This window comes from Myxococcota bacterium (genome assembly GCA_039030075.1).
In the GTDB taxonomy this organism is placed as follows: domain Bacteria; phylum Myxococcota_A; class UBA9160; order UBA9160; family SMWR01; genus JAHEJV01.
On record JBCCEW010000021.1, the window covers coordinates 14089 to 27626 of the forward strand.

Sequence of the window (13538 nt, forward strand, 5' to 3'; positions counted from 1 at the left end):
AGCGATCGTGTCGACCCGTGAGGACGAACTCCGCCGCCCGAATGGGGCCTCGGGGCGCTCCGCCGAGAGTGCCGAAACGGGCTCCGACGGCCGCCTTTGGGTGGAGCAGGCGGGCGTCCGGCGTCCGTTCATGCGGGGCATCATGATCCACTCGCTGATGGCGCGGGGGGTGCCCTTCGACGAAGCGAACCGCACGGCCAACATCGTGCGCGATCGGCTGAGGCCCCAGGGGGTGGTCGCGAAGGTCGACATCGTTCACGTCCTGCACGAGCTGCTGGACCCCGCGCTCTTCGACGGCGAGCACCTTTCGGCCCAGGGCGTGGAGGTGATCGTCGAAGGCGACGGCAAGAGCGCACCCTTCTCGAAGGGCGTGTTGTCCCAATCGCTGCTGGCCGCCGCGATCGATCCCGACGACGCCTTCGAGGTCGCGCGCGACATCGAGACCGAACTGCGTCAGCGGGCCGTGCGCTCGATCGAGCGGTCGGAGCTACGCCGCCTGGCTTTCCATACCGTGACACGGCGGGTCGGGCCGAAGTCGGGCGAGCGCTACCTGGTCTGGCGGCACTACGAGGAACCCGAGCGTCCCGTGATCCTGTTGCTCGGGGGCGCCGCCGGGGTTGGCAAGACCTCGCTCGCCCTCGAGGTCGCCCACCGGCTCGGCATCGGACGGGTGCTCTCGACCGATTCGATCCGCCAGATCATGCGATTGATGCTGTCCGAGGAGCTCGCACCGGCGATCCACGGCTCGTCCTACGACGCGCATCAGAACTTCGCCGCGGGGGCCCTGGGCAGCGACCCGGTCGTGGAAGCGTTCCGCGCACAGGCGACCACCGTGTCGGTGGGCGTGAAGGCGTCGATCGAGCGCGCCATCGACGAGAACACCCATCTGGTCATCGACGGCGTGTCGCTCTTCCCAGGCAGCCTCGACCTCGACGCCTACGTCGATCGGGCCGACGTGATCTTCCTGGTGGTCGCGACCCTGGATCCCGGCGCCTTCCCCGCTCGGTTCGCGGCCCGCGAGACCACGGGTGGGGGAATCCGGCCGGCCCACCGCTACGTCCAGAACCTCGATGCGATCCTGCACATCCAGGACGCGATCCTGGACGCGGCCGAACGCCTCGACGTGCCGATCGTCGACAACGAGAGCTTCGACCGGGCGGTCCTCCTGGTGATCCGCCACCTGACCGAGGCGTTGCGTGAGCGGCCGGGCTTCGATCCGCAGGGCATGATCTAGCCGTCGGCGGGTTTGACCCGGGCGGGCCGTCGGCCGATAGGGAAGCCATGGAGAGACGCGCTTCGGATCGACGCGGGGGGCTCGCGAAGGGGTTGGGCTGGGTCCTGGTCGCGCTGCTGGCGACCGCCGCCTGCGGAACGCTCTCCGTCACCGAGGAGGAGGAGCTCGGTGCCGACGCGGCGCGCTCCCTGCGCCGCGAGCTCGACTTCGTCCGCGACGAACGCGTCCGCACCTACGTCGAGGAGATCGGCGCGCGGATCGTCGCGGCCGCCGGCTCGCAGCCCTACGACTTCCGCTTCCACGTGGTGAACGACGAGAGCCTCAATGCCTTCGCGCTGCCCGCCGGTCACATCTACATCCACACCGGCATCATCCTCGAATCGGCCGACGTCAGTGAGCTGGCCGGGGTGATCGCCCATGAGATCGGCCACGTCACCGAGCGCCACGTCGCGCGCAACTACCGGCGTCAGCGCAACACGGGCATCTTCTACCAGCTCGCCGCCATCGCTGCGTCGATCTTCGTCGGGGGGCAGGCCGCCGCCGGAGGGCAACTCCTCGGTGAGCTCGCCGCGGTCGCCTTCGTCAACACCTTCACCCGCGAAGCCGAGGACGAAGCCGATGCCTTCGCCGTCGAGGTGCTCCCGCGCGCCGGCTACGACCCGCACGGCCTCGTGTCGTTCTTCGAGACGCTCGAAGCGCAGGGTTCGGCGAACGTGCCCGAGTTCCTCTCGAGCCATCCGACCACCGAGAACCGCATCGAACGTACCCGGGCGCTGTTGGTCGAGGCCGATTTGCCCGAGGGCCTGATCACACGCGACGACGGGAAGCTCCAGATCGTGCAGCGGCGCATCGAGTTGTTGCAGCGATCTCGCCGTCGCTGAGGCCGCTTCCGGCGTAGGGCAGTATCATGGCCGCCTCTGTACCGAGGAGAGCCGATGCCGCCCCAGCCCCCCGAGCCCACCACCCTGGGCGCCCTGCGCAACAGCGGGGCCGCGCCCTTGCGGAGCGTGCGAGAGGAAATCCGCACGAACCTGCTGGACCGCCTCCGCAACGGTAAGCAGATCTTCCACGGCGTCCTCGGCTACGAAGACACGGTGATTCCGGCGGTCGAGAACGCGCTCTTGTGCGGACACGACCTGATCTTTCTCGGCGAGCGGGGGCAGGCGAAGACGCGGATGATCCGTCAGCTCACCCAGCTCCTCGACGAGTGGGTCCCGGCGATCGAGGGCAGCGAGATCCACGATGATCCCCGCCAGCCCGTGTCGGCATTCGGGCGCGCCCGCGTCGCCGAGCTGGGCGACGACACGCCCGTCGTGTGGGTGCATCGGGATGCGCGCTACGTGGAGAAGCTCGCCACCCCCGACGTGTCGATCGCCGACCTGATTGGCGACGTGGATCCGGTGAAGGTCGCGGCCGGCCGGACGCTGGCCGACGAAGACACCATGCACTTCGGCCTGGTCCCCCGGACCCACCGCGGGATCTTCTGCATCAACGAACTGCCGGACCTGACGGAAAAGGTGCAGGTCGGCCTCTTCAACGTGATGGAAGAGCGCGACGTCCAGATCAAGGGCTACCGGATCCGCCTGCCCATCGACGTACTCGTCGTCGCGAGCGCCAACCCCGAGGACTACACCAGCCGCGGCCGCATCATCACGCCGCTGAAGGACCGCTACGCCGCCCAGGTGCGCACCCACTACCCGCCCACCCCCGAGCTCGAGCTCGAGGTGGTGCGTCAGGAAGCGGACCTGCCCGAGGTGCCGGGTGTCGAACTCGCCGTCCCCGACTACATGCAGGAGATCCTCGCCGAGATCACCTTTCAGGCGCGCGCGAGTCCGGACGTGAACCAGGCTTCGGGCGTGTCGGTGCGGATGTCGATCGCGAACTACGAGACGCTCGCGGCGAACGCCGCGCGGCGCGCGCTGGCCGAGGGCGAGGCCTTCGGGGTGCCGCGCATCTCGGATCTCGGCGCCCTCGAGACGTCGACCCTGGGCAAGCTCGAACTCGAGTACGCCGGTGGCGATCGCTCGGAGTCCGAGGTCGCGCGCGACCTCGCGCGGCGCGCGTGCAAGGCGGTGTTCGAGCGCCGCTGCGACCCCGATGCGCTCGCGCCGCTGGTCGCGGCCTTCGACGAGGGGTGGAAGGTCGAGGTCGGCGCGTTCCTGCCGTCGCCCGAGTACCTGGCCGGCCTCGAACAGATCGGACCGCTGGCCGACGCCGCGCGCGACCTGGCCGGACGCGAGGAGCCGGCGTTCATGGCGGCGGCGATCGAGTTCCTGCTCGAGGGCCTGCATCTCTCCAACCGCCTCAACAAGACCGACCACGAGCGCGGCGCGCGCTACGCGCGAGGCTGACGGACGCGCTCTTGGCCCACGCGACCACCCACGTCTACTCCCGCTGGGACGGATCCCAGGAGGAGTTCCGTCTCGATCCCGAGCAGGCCCTCGACGCCCTCTCGGATCTGATGATGGAAGGGCTCGACGCCCGCGAGGCCCTCGAGTGGATGCGGCAGCACGGCTTCGAGATGGCCGGAATGCAGATGCGGGTGATGGGCACGGAGGAGCTGCGCCAGGAGCTGCAGCAGGAGATCCGCGCCCTCGAAGAGCAGTACCATCTCGAGCACGCCACCGAAGACATGGCGCAGCGCTTCGAGGAGGCGCTCGCGCGCGAGCAGCAGGCGCTGGAACACCAGCACGGCTACGAGTCGGCGCGTCTGAACGATTTCCTCGAGCGGCGCCACCGCGACTCCGAGACCCTCGCCGATGCCATCGAGGCGTTTCGCGATCACGAGTTCGCCGACGAGGAGGCGGGCGAGACGATGCGCGCGCTGCTCGAAGAACTCGATCGGCTGCGCGCCCTCGAGGAGTTTCGACAGGAGCGCGGCGAACGATTTCGCGGGAACGAGGCCGCCGACTACGAGACAGCCCAGCAGATTCGCGAGCAGATCCAGGCCCTCGAGCAGCTCCGCCAGGATCTCGCGGACGGGAATCTCTCGGAGATCTCCCCCGAACAGCTCCGCGAGTGGCTGGGCGACGACGCTGCGCGATCGATCGTGCTCTTGCGCGACCTCGAGTCGACGCTGGAGGGGGGCGGCTATCTCCGGCCGGGCGACCCGCAGCTGACGCCGCGCGCCATTCGTCGCATCGGGGCGCAGGCCCTGGCCGAGGTGTATGCGAGCCTCCGCAAGGGGCGTCCCGGCGCGCACGAGGTGGATACGCGCGGGGCGGCGCTGCCGCGACCCGACGAGACGAAGCCCTTCGAGTTCGGCGATCCACTCGATCTCGACGTGGTCCAGACCGTGCTCGCGAGCGTGAAGCGCCACGCCCGCGCCCACCCCGGTGAGGCGCTGCCGATGCCGGTGCCGATGGATGTCGAGGACTTCGCGCTGCGTGAGCGCGACTTCAACACCCAGACCACGACCGTGCTCCTGCTCGACATGAGCTGGTCGATGTCGTGGGCCGGTCGCTTTCCCGCTGCGAAGCGGGTCGCGCTGGCGCTCGATCACCTGGTACGCACCCGCTACCCGCGCGATCACTTCTTCGTGGTCGGCTTCTCGACCCGGGCGCGCGAGCTCAAGCCGAGCGAGCTCCCCGAAGTGAGCTGGGACATGGGCGATCCCTTCACCAACCTCCAGGAGGGGCTGATGATCGCGGAGAAGCTGATCGTCAAACATCCTTCGGGTAGCCCGCAGATCCTGGTGGTCACCGACGGCCAGCCAACGGCCTACTACCAGGACGGCGATCTGCGAGTCGAGTGGCCGATGGGCTTCGGCGGCGTGTCGCCCCACGCAGTGGCCGAGACGATGAAGCAGGTGAGAAGCGTGACGCGCCGTGGTGTGACCATCAACACGTTCATGCTCGACGATGCGCCGGAGCTGGTGGGCTTCGTCGAGCGCATGACCCAGACCAACCGCGGACGGGCCTTCTTTACCAGCCCCGAATCCCTCGGTTCGTTCCTGATGGTCGACTACCTCCGTGGGGGGAAGAGGCGCCGCAGCTGATGGCCGCCCCGCTCGATACCGCCCGCCGCGTCGTCGGCGGCCTGTCGCGTTGGGCGCGCGGCGGGATCGCACGCCGGGCGCTGCGAAGCGACGCGCCGGTCTGGGCCCACTGGGAACTCGATGCGCCGCCGGCCGAGCTACCGCTGCCGGGACCGCACGGGCTCGAAGGGCTGTTGCCGGTGCTGCGCGAACTGGAGATCGCCGCCGACGCGGACACCGCGGGCCTGCGCCTCGAGCTGCGCGCCCCGGTCGGTGGGCTGGCGTGTGCCGAAGCGCTGCGTCGCGCGCTCGATGCCTGGCGCGATCGCGGCAAACCGATCGTGGTGTGGGCCGAGATGCTCGATCTCGCGTCGCTCTACGTCGCCGCCGTCGCCGATCGCTTGTGGATGCCCGAGACCGGGCGACTCTCGCTCTACGGACTGCGGGCCGAGGGGTTCTATCTGAAGGACGCTCTCGACCGCTGGGACGTGAACCCGGAGGTCGTGCGCATCGGAACCCACAAGAGCGCGGGCGAGATGTTCACGCGGCGTGACATGTCGGACGCCCAGCGCGAGCAGCTCGACGGGCTGCTCGACGTGTCCTTCGACACGCTGACCCACGGCATCGCGTCCGGACGCGACCTCGATCCGGCGGCGGTGCGCGGGGCGATCGATGCCGCGGTCTCGGGCGCGCGCGATGCGCGAGAGCTGGGCTTGATCGACGACCTCGTGTACCGCGACGCGTGGGATGCGTCTTTCGAAGCCGAGGCGCCCAGGCTGGCACGTTCGGCGGGTCGGCCGGTCTTCCAGCCCCTGGCGCGGGTCGCGGCCGGTGGGGCGGCACCGCCCGCGCGGGACGCCTGGCGCGAGCCGCTGCGGCTCGCCTACCTGGTGGCCGAGGGGTCGCTCGGACGCGGCGAAGGCGCGCGGGGGATCGCGTCGGAGACCTGGGAGGCGCGCCTCGCCGGCCTGGCGGCCGACCCGCAGGTGCGGGCCGTGGTGTTGCGCATCGACAGCCCCGGCGGCGATGCCCTGGCGTCGGACCTCTTGTGGCGCGCGCTGCGCGCCCTGCGTCGCGAGAAGCCGCTCGTGGCTTCGATCGGCGGGGTGGCCGCCTCTGGTGGGTACTACCTGGCCTGCGCGGCCGACCAAATCTTTGCCGAGCGCACCTCGGTGACGGGCTCGATCGGAGTCATCGGCGGGAAGCTCGATCTCTCCGGGCTCTACGAGCGTCTCGGGATCGGACGCGACGGGGTCGAACGCGGCGCGCGCGCGGGAATGCTGAGCGAGACGCGGGGCTTCCGCGATGACGAGCGCGAGGCCGTCGCCGCCGAGATGCAGGAGCTCTATCGGATCTTCCTGGAGCGGGTTGCGGAAGGGCGCGGCACGACGGTGGATGCGATCGCGCCGATCGCGGAGGGACGCGTCTACGCCGGCGCCGACGCCCTGAAACTCGGACTCGTCGATCGCCTCGGCGGGCCTCTGGAGGCGATCGCCGAGGCGCGGCGCCTGGCCGGGGTTCACGCCGGCGAGCCCCTCGCGATCGAGGTGCACCCGAAGCCGACGCCCTGGGCGTCGCTGGCCGCCTGGTCTCGTCGGATCGTCTGATGTCCCGCACGCTCAAGACGGACATCCCCGGCCCGGATCACCGGGTGGGGCTCGAGGAGATCCACGAGCGCGGCTTCCAGGACATCTTCGCCGGGCGCGTGCCCGAGGCCGGGCCGCTCGTGGTCGAGATCGGTTTCGGGCGTGGGGAATTCCTGCGCGGTCTGGCCGAGGCCGAGCCCGAACAGCCCTTCGTCGGGATCGAACTGTCCTACAAGCGCGTCCTCAAGATGGCGCGGCGCCTGGCGGTCAGTCCGATCCGCAACGTGGTGCTCGTCGAGGGTCACGCCGAGGAGATCCTCCGCGAGGGGTTCGCCGACGGAAGCGTCGCGGGCTTCTGGTTGAACTTCCCGGACCCCTGGCCGAAGAAGCGCCACGCGCGACGCCGCTTCGTGCAGGCCGAGAGCCTGGCCTGGATCACTCGGCGCCTTCGGCCCGGCGGATGGTTTCGCGCCGCCACCGACGATCCGACCTACGCCGAGTGGATCGACGAGCACCTGCGCGCCACGCAGGGGCTGCGCAACGCCTACGCACCCGACCCGTGGCGTCCGGCGGTGGAGGGGCGCCAGCCGACCGCCTACGAGCTCGAGTGGCGCGCCCTGGGCCGCAGCTTCCACTTCTTCGAGTACGTCCGCACCGAGCCCTCCGAGGTCTCCAGTGGGGCCGACACCGCGGAGGCGCCCGCGAGCTAAGCTCCGCGCCCATGGCCGAGCCCTGGCACATCAAGGACCACTCCCTGGACGGGCTGCGAGCGCGGCTCGCCGAGCTGGGGGAGCGTCCCTATCGCGCCGAGCAGATCGCGGCCTGGTTGTATCGCCGCGGGATCGAGGATCCCGACCGCATGACCGACCTGGGCCAGGATCTCCGCGCGCGCCTCGGCAGCGACTGGCGGCTGCGCGCACTCGAGGTCGAGCGCGTCGACCGTTCGCGCGACGGCACCTGCAAGGCCGCGTTGGTCGCCGAAGATGGCGAGCGCGTCGAGGCAGTACTGATTCCGGAAGAAGACCGCATGACCCTCTGCGTCTCCACCCAGGTGGGTTGCTCGATGGCCTGCGACTTCTGCGCCACCGGGTTCATGGGGTTTCGACGCAACCTGCGCGCGGCCGAGATCGTCGACCAGGTGTGTCGCATGCGCGAGCTCGCTCCAGACGACCAGCCCATCAGCAACGTCGTCTTCATGGGCATGGGCGAGCCGCTCCTCAATCTGCCCGCCGTCGTCGAAGCGATTCGACTGCTCATCGACCCGAAGGCCTTCGCGATGGCGCCGCGGCGCGTGACCGTGTCGACCGTCGGGCTGGTCTCGAAGATTGGCGAGCTCCTCGAGCAGGTTCCCGTGAACCTCGCCGTGAGCCTGCACGCCACCACCGACGCGATCCGCGATCGGCTGGTTCCCCTGAACCAGCGCTACCCCCTCGAGAAACTGCTCGACACCCTGCGAGGCACCCCCCAGATCACCCCCCGGCGCCCGGTGTTCTTCGAGTACACCCTGATCGAGGGCGTGAACGATCGGGAAGAAGACGCGAAGCGGCTGCCGGGACTGCTGCACGGCATTCCTTCGAAGCTGAACCTGATTCCGATGAACCCGCACCCGGACAGCCCCTACGGGCCGCCCTCCGATGCGGTGACCGATCGCTTCCTGCGGACGTTGGCCGCTCGAGGGATGACCGTGACGCTGCGGCGCAGCCGCGGTCCGGACATCCAGGCGGCCTGCGGCCAGCTCGCGCTACGACCCTCCTGAGCGCCCCCGTCGTGGGGTTCGTCCTTCAGCGGGCACCGCGTTCCGCCGAAGACGACCCCTGGGGAACTCATTGCTCTACGCAGTTGGTGACATTCACGGCGAGCGCGACCAGCTCGAAGCCCTGCTGGCGGCGCTGCCGCTCCTGCCGGAGGACCGGCTGGTGTTCCTCGGGGACTACGTCGACCGCGGACCCGATTCGAAGGGGGTCGTCGACCTCCTGCTGCGTCTCGACCAGGACTACGACTGCACCTTCCTGCTCGGGAACCACGAGTCGATGATGCTCGACTTCCTGGGCTGGCAGGACGACGCCTATTTCGCCGGAGACGCATTCCTCGCGAACGGCGGCGATCGCACCCTCGCGAGCTACGGCTACTTCGACATGCCGGTGCCCGAGCCGGGACAGTTCGATCTGCCTCCCGAACACGAGAAGTTCTACCGCGAGCTGAAGCTCTTCCATCGCGAGGGCGACTACCTCTTCGTGCACGCGGGGCTCGGTCACGCGCTGCTGAAGGAAACCGACCTCGAGTTCGCCCTGCGCCGCGCGAAGTCCGAGGACCTCTTGTGGGACCGGTCGACCCTCGAGGCGCCGCACTCCCTCGGTGTCAGCATCGTGTACGGTCACACCCCGAGCCCCGACTTCGGCGTGCGCTGGAACAAGCCCTTCAGCATCGGCATCGATACCGGCGCGGTCTACGGCGGGGTGCTCACCGCCATTCGCCTGCCCGACGAGACGATCTTTCAGGTCTAGTCCGGGCGCCCCGGACTTCGCGCAGCTCGGCCGCGTCGCGCGCGAACGCGCCGGCCGTCAGCTCGAGCGCCGCTCCACCACCGGCACGACCATCGCCGTCCCGGCCGGCAACGACGCGAAGTCGAGGTCCGGGTTGTACTGGCGCAGCAGCCACACGGGCACCCGGTACTTTCGCTTCGCGAGGTACCAGAGCGACTCCCCACGGCGGAGCACGTGGCGTTCGGTGCCGGTCACGACGAAGGCGTCGAAGAACTCGTTCTGCAGCGACTGGTGGTGCTCCAGTCGCCGTCGTTCGAACTCCTGGGGCGTGACCCGGGCGAAGTCGAGTCGCAGGCGCTGCCCGATCACGACCGGCTGCTCGAAGCGCATCCGGTTCAGCTGACGCAGGCGGCTGGCGCGCACTTCGAGCCAATCGGCGTAGTGCCCGAGGGTCTCGGCCGCCTGCACGCGGATGCGGTTGCCGTGGACCGCGTAGTCCGACGGATCCGGGCGCGTCGACGGATCTCCCACCGCCGCCGGCGGCGGCTCGGGCTTCGACTCCGGGGCGGGTTCGGTGGCCGGCTCGGCCGCGGGCGTCGGCGGCGGGGTCGGCTCGGCGGGCGGAGCGACCTCCGGCTTCGGTTCGGGCACCGGCGCTGCCGCAGTCTCGGCGGGCTTCGCAGTCTCGGCCGGCGCGCTCGGGGCGGGCTTCGGCGAGGGCTTCGCGGCTGCGGGCTTCGCTTCCGGCGCCGGCGGCTTCGGTGCCGCGGGAGCGGGTGCCGGCTTGGCCGATGCGACCACGGTCGTCGCGCCGGGGATGCGCAGACGCTGGCCGACTGCGATGCGGTTGCGGTTGCGGATCCCGTTCTCGCGCTGGAGGGCGCGTTCGCTCACGCCGAAGCGCTTCGCGATGATCGACAGGGTGTCGCCCCGGCGCACCCGGTACTGGCCGCTGGCGGGCACCGGCTCGCGCGCGACGCTGACCGAGCCACCGCTGCCGCCAGGCAGCACGAGCACCTGGCCTACGCGAATCCGGTGGCGGCTGCGGAGGTTGTTGATGGCGACGAGCTCGCGCTCGCGAACGCCGTAGCGCTTGGCGATCCGCGACAGCGTCTCCCCGCGCCGGACCTTGTGGTAGCGGTCGCGGTGCTGCTGGCTGTGACGCGCCTGGGCCGGGACCTTCGCGATCAGGACGTCGGTCGACTGGTGCAGCGTGCCCTGCGGAACCTTCAGCGTGAAGTTCGCGGGGATGTGCTTGTTGCCGTTCCAGACCGCCGGACGCAACGCCGGGTTCGATTCCTTGAGCACGCGCGTGTCGATGCCGAGGGCGCGGGCCAGCTCGGACGCCGGCGTGAACCAGGGCAGCTTGATCTCCGTGTACTGGCGCGGGGACTGGAACTGCACCTTCCCGAAGTGGCGGGTGGGGTCCTTGTCGACGTTCGATGCGGCCTGGAAGGAGGCGTAGAAGTTGCGCGACGCGAAGCCGAAGGTGCGGCTCTTGTAGCGACGCACGATCTCGCCCATGTCCTTCGTGCCGAGCTTCTTCGACGCGCGCCGCATGCCCGCAGCGCCGTGGTTGTAGGCGGTGATCGCGAGCGGCCAGGCGCCCGTGATCTGGTAGTTCTTCTTCAGCAGGCGCGCCGCCGACTCGGTGGCGATGTACGGGTCGAGGCGCTCGTCGACGACACTGTCGATGCGCATGAACAGGCGACCCGTCGAGCGCGTGAACTGCCACATGCCCGCGGCGCCCACACTGGAGTAGGCCTTCGGGTTGTAGGACGACTCGACGTGCGGCAGGGCAACCAACTCTTCGGGCACGCCGTGGCGGTCGAGGGCCTTTTCGATGTGGCTGCGCCAGATGCCCGACCGCTCGAGGCCGGCGCGGAAGCGGTTGGAGAGCCCGAGCTGGAAGCGCACCTGGTCGGCGGCCTTGCGCAGCGTCGCGTTGCTCACGTTCTTCGGCCACTGGGCGAGCACCCGCGACTGCATCGACGTGAGGCCGGTCCGCTTCCCCTTCGCGAGGGCGAGCAGGGCGGCCCGGATCTTCTTCTTGGTCTTCTCGTTGCGGCGTTCGCGCGCCCGGTAGGAAATGCCCTCCGGGAACCGCACGGTCTCGTAGACCACGCCGAGGTTCACCGAGTCGTGGATCAGTCCCGAGTTGGTATCCACCTCGGTGTAGATCCGCGTCCAGAACCGGACGGCCGGAACCAGGCTCGGCGGAGTCGGCAGCTTCTCCGCCAGAGCGGTCGAAGCCATCAGCAGGATCAGCAGTGCAGCGGCAATCGGTCGAAACATGGACGCGACGTGAATCGGCAAGCTCCCCCCAAAACCTGTGCCGGATCCGCTCACGAATCCCACTCCAGGATCCCCCGAACCGCCGCAACTGTGTTCCCCGTGGGGATCAGCGCTTCCGGTTCTTCTTCCGGGATTTCCGGGCCTGCTTCCGCTTCTTGTTCTGCTGGGTGCGGCGCTTCGCCAGGGTCCGCTGATTGGGCCCCGACGCCCGGCCACCCCCACCGCCGAGCAGGGCGCTGGGATCCAGCCCCCCGGCCCCGGCCAGTTGGCCCATTCCCGGAATCTTCGACAGCAGGCCCCCGCCCGAACCCAGTGCCGACATCATCTCGCGCATCTCGCCGAAGCGCTTCAAGAGCTCGCGCACGTCCGAGCTGCGGCGTCCGCAGCCCCGCGCGATCCGCCGCGCCCGACTCTTGTCGATGATGTCGGGCTGCTTGCGTTCGCCGGGGGTCATCGAGCCGATGATCGCCTCGACCCGCTTGAGCTGGGATTCTTCGACCTGGTCGGCCAGCTGCCCGAACATCGGCAGCTTCGACACCACTTCGCGAAGTGGCCCCAGCTTCTGGACCATCTTCAGCTGCTTGAGCAGGTCGTCGAGCCCGAACTTACCCTTCAACAGCCGCTCGGCGTCGGCTTCTGCCTCCTTCTCGTCGACGACCTCTTCGAAGTCCTTGACGAGGCCGACGATGTCGCCCATCCCGAGGATGCGCGACGCCAACCCTTCGGGTCGGAACTCCTCGAGCCGGTCGAGGGTCTCGCCGGTTCCGAGGAACTTGATGGGGACGCCGGTGACCGACTTGATCGCGAGGGCGGCGCCGCCACGGGCGTCGCCGTCGAGCTTGGTGAGGATCAGCCCGTCGAGGGAGAGCCGTTCGGAGAACGCCTTCGCGACGTTGACGGCGTCGCGGCCCATCAGCGAGTCGCACACCAACAGCGTGTTCGCCGGCTCGGTGGCGCCCGTGATCTCCTCGAGCTCCTCCATCAGGGCGTCGTCGATCGCGAGACGTCCGGCGGTGTCGTAGATGATCGCGTTGAAGCCTTCCGACTTCGCGCGCGCGGCGCCGGCGGCGCAGATCGCGGCGGGCTTCTCGCCCTCGGCACCGGCGTGCACCGGCACCCCGAGCTGTTTGCCGAGCGTCTGGAGCTGTTGGACGGCCGCCGGGCGGTAGACGTCCGCCGCGACGAGCAGCGGGCGACGGCCGCCCTTCTCGAGGTGGCGAGCGAGCTTGCCGGCGATGGTCGTCTTGCCGACGCCCTGCAGGCCGACCAGCATGATCGAGGTGGTGCCACGCTCCCGTGCGAGGGAGGTGTCCACCGGCCCCATCAGCGCGACGAGCTCTTCTTCGCAGGCGCGGACGAAGTGCTGGCTCGGGTTGACCTTGACCAACTTCCCCGCGGCGTTGCGGACCCGGGTCTCGACCTTCTCGCCGAGAGCGCGCTCCTTCACACGGGCGAGGAAGTCGCGCACCACCGACAGGTCGACGTCGGCTTCCAGCAGCGACATGCGGACGTCCCGCAGCGCGTCCGAGATGTTCTCCTCGCTGAGTTCGCGGACGCCGGAAAGACGTTCGCGCGCAGCGGTGAACCCTTGGGTGAGGGTCTCGAGCATGGGGGCGGAGAGTAGCGCGGCGAGGCTATGCTGGGTGACCACTCCAAACCGTCCCGGAACGGCGCGAAACGCGTCGTGACGGCGAACACGAGCCAGTGCGGTGCCGCGCTGCGAAACGGGGAACGGTCAGCGGGATGCCCACGGAAGTCGAAGCCGAGATCGCTGGAAACGTCTGGAAACTCGAGACCGCAGTGGGAGCATCGGTCGAGGAGGAGGACGTGCTGCTGATCCTCGAGTCGATGAAGATGGAGATTCCCGTCGAGGCGCCCTGCGCGGGACGGGTCGCCGAGATCCGGGTGGCCGAGGGCGACAGCATCGAAGAGGGTGCGGTGCTGGTCGTGCTGGACTGAGGCAC

General features: G+C 69.6%; 11 protein-coding genes. 9 read left to right on the forward strand and 2 right to left on the reverse strand.

Annotated elements, in window-relative coordinates; all coding sequences use genetic code 11:
* Positions 1-7 precede the first annotated feature (7 nt).
* From AAF430_19765 to AAF430_19800, 8 genes are all read left to right on the forward strand, one after another.
* A complete protein-coding gene (locus AAF430_19765) occupies positions 8-1234 on the forward strand; it encodes an ATP cone domain-containing protein (protein ID MEM7412477.1) in 1227 nt (408 codons plus the stop codon).
* Positions 1235-1281: 47 nt separating this feature from the next.
* Positions 1282-2115 carry a M48 family metallopeptidase gene (locus AAF430_19770; GenBank protein ID MEM7412478.1) on the forward strand — a complete coding sequence of 278 codons (834 nt, stop codon included), beginning with the start codon at positions 1282-1284 and terminating at the stop codon, positions 2113-2115.
* A 54-nt stretch (positions 2116-2169) separates the two neighbouring features.
* The gene (locus tag AAF430_19775) at positions 2170-3585 is read left to right on the forward strand and encodes a sigma 54-interacting transcriptional regulator (protein MEM7412479.1); all 1416 of its coding nucleotides are present in this window, start codon (positions 2170-2172) and stop codon (positions 3583-3585) included.
* An 11-nt stretch (positions 3586-3596) separates the two neighbouring features.
* Complete coding sequence (locus AAF430_19780) at positions 3597-5231, forward strand: hypothetical protein (GenBank protein ID MEM7412480.1); 1635 nt, start codon at positions 3597-3599, stop codon at positions 5229-5231.
* Positions 5231-6817, forward strand: coding sequence for a signal peptide peptidase SppA (gene sppA / locus AAF430_19785; protein ID MEM7412481.1), 1587 nt, complete (start codon positions 5231-5233; stop codon positions 6815-6817). The genes AAF430_19780 and sppA overlap by 1 nt, the downstream gene beginning before the upstream one ends.
* Positions 6817-7506, forward strand: coding sequence for a tRNA (guanosine(46)-N7)-methyltransferase TrmB (gene trmB, locus AAF430_19790; GenBank protein MEM7412482.1), 690 nt, complete (start codon positions 6817-6819; stop codon positions 7504-7506). Before sppA ends, trmB begins: the two co-directional genes overlap by 1 nt.
* A gap of 11 nt (positions 7507-7517) precedes the next feature.
* Positions 7518-8552 carry a 23S rRNA (adenine(2503)-C(2))-methyltransferase RlmN gene (gene rlmN / locus AAF430_19795; GenBank protein MEM7412483.1) on the forward strand — a complete coding sequence of 345 codons (1035 nt, stop codon included), beginning with the start codon at positions 7518-7520 and terminating at the stop codon, positions 8550-8552.
* Between the two features lie 70 nt (positions 8553-8622).
* Positions 8623-9300, forward strand: a complete 678-nt coding sequence (locus AAF430_19800) for a metallophosphoesterase family protein (protein ID MEM7412484.1) — start codon at positions 8623-8625, stop codon at positions 9298-9300.
* A gap of 57 nt (positions 9301-9357) precedes the next feature.
* On the opposite strand, the gene AAF430_19805 is transcribed toward AAF430_19800, so the two are convergent.
* Entirely contained in the window at positions 9358-11574 is a 2217-nt protein-coding gene (locus tag AAF430_19805) for a LysM peptidoglycan-binding domain-containing protein (GenBank protein ID MEM7412485.1), read from the reverse strand.
* Positions 11575-11680: 106 nt separating this feature from the next.
* The gene (gene ffh / locus AAF430_19810) at positions 11681-13183 is read right to left on the reverse strand and encodes a signal recognition particle protein (GenBank protein MEM7412486.1); all 1503 of its coding nucleotides are present in this window, start codon (positions 13181-13183) and stop codon (positions 11681-11683) included.
* A gap of 134 nt (positions 13184-13317) precedes the next feature.
* On the opposite strand from ffh, the gene AAF430_19815 reads away from it, so the two are divergent.
* Positions 13318-13533, forward strand: coding sequence for a biotin/lipoyl-binding carrier protein (locus tag AAF430_19815; GenBank protein ID MEM7412487.1), 216 nt, complete (start codon positions 13318-13320; stop codon positions 13531-13533).
* Positions 13534-13538 lie beyond the last annotated feature (5 nt).

Bases quoted from the DNA above. Each gene is read 5' to 3' on its own strand.
- AAF430_19770 (MEM7412478.1), top strand. From the start codon at position 1,282: ATGGAGAGACGCGCTTCGGATCGACGCGGGGGGCTCGCGAAGGGGTTG.
- AAF430_19775 (MEM7412479.1), top strand. From the start codon at position 2,170: ATGCCGCCCCAGCCCCCCGAGCCCACCACCCTGGGCGCCCTGCGCAAC.
- sppA (MEM7412481.1), top strand. From the start codon at position 5,231: ATGGCCGCCCCGCTCGATACCGCCCGCCGCGTCGTCGGCGGCCTGTCG.
- trmB (MEM7412482.1), top strand. From the start codon at position 6,817: ATGTCCCGCACGCTCAAGACGGACATCCCCGGCCCGGATCACCGGGTG.
- rlmN (MEM7412483.1), top strand. From the start codon at position 7,518: ATGGCCGAGCCCTGGCACATCAAGGACCACTCCCTGGACGGGCTGCGA.
- AAF430_19805 (MEM7412485.1), bottom strand. From the start codon at position 11,574: ATGTTTCGACCGATTGCCGCTGCACTGCTGATCCTGCTGATGGCTTCG.
- ffh (MEM7412486.1), bottom strand. From the start codon at position 13,183: ATGCTCGAGACCCTCACCCAAGGGTTCACCGCTGCGCGCGAACGTCTT.
- AAF430_19815 (MEM7412487.1), top strand. From the start codon at position 13,318: ATGCCCACGGAAGTCGAAGCCGAGATCGCTGGAAACGTCTGGAAACTC.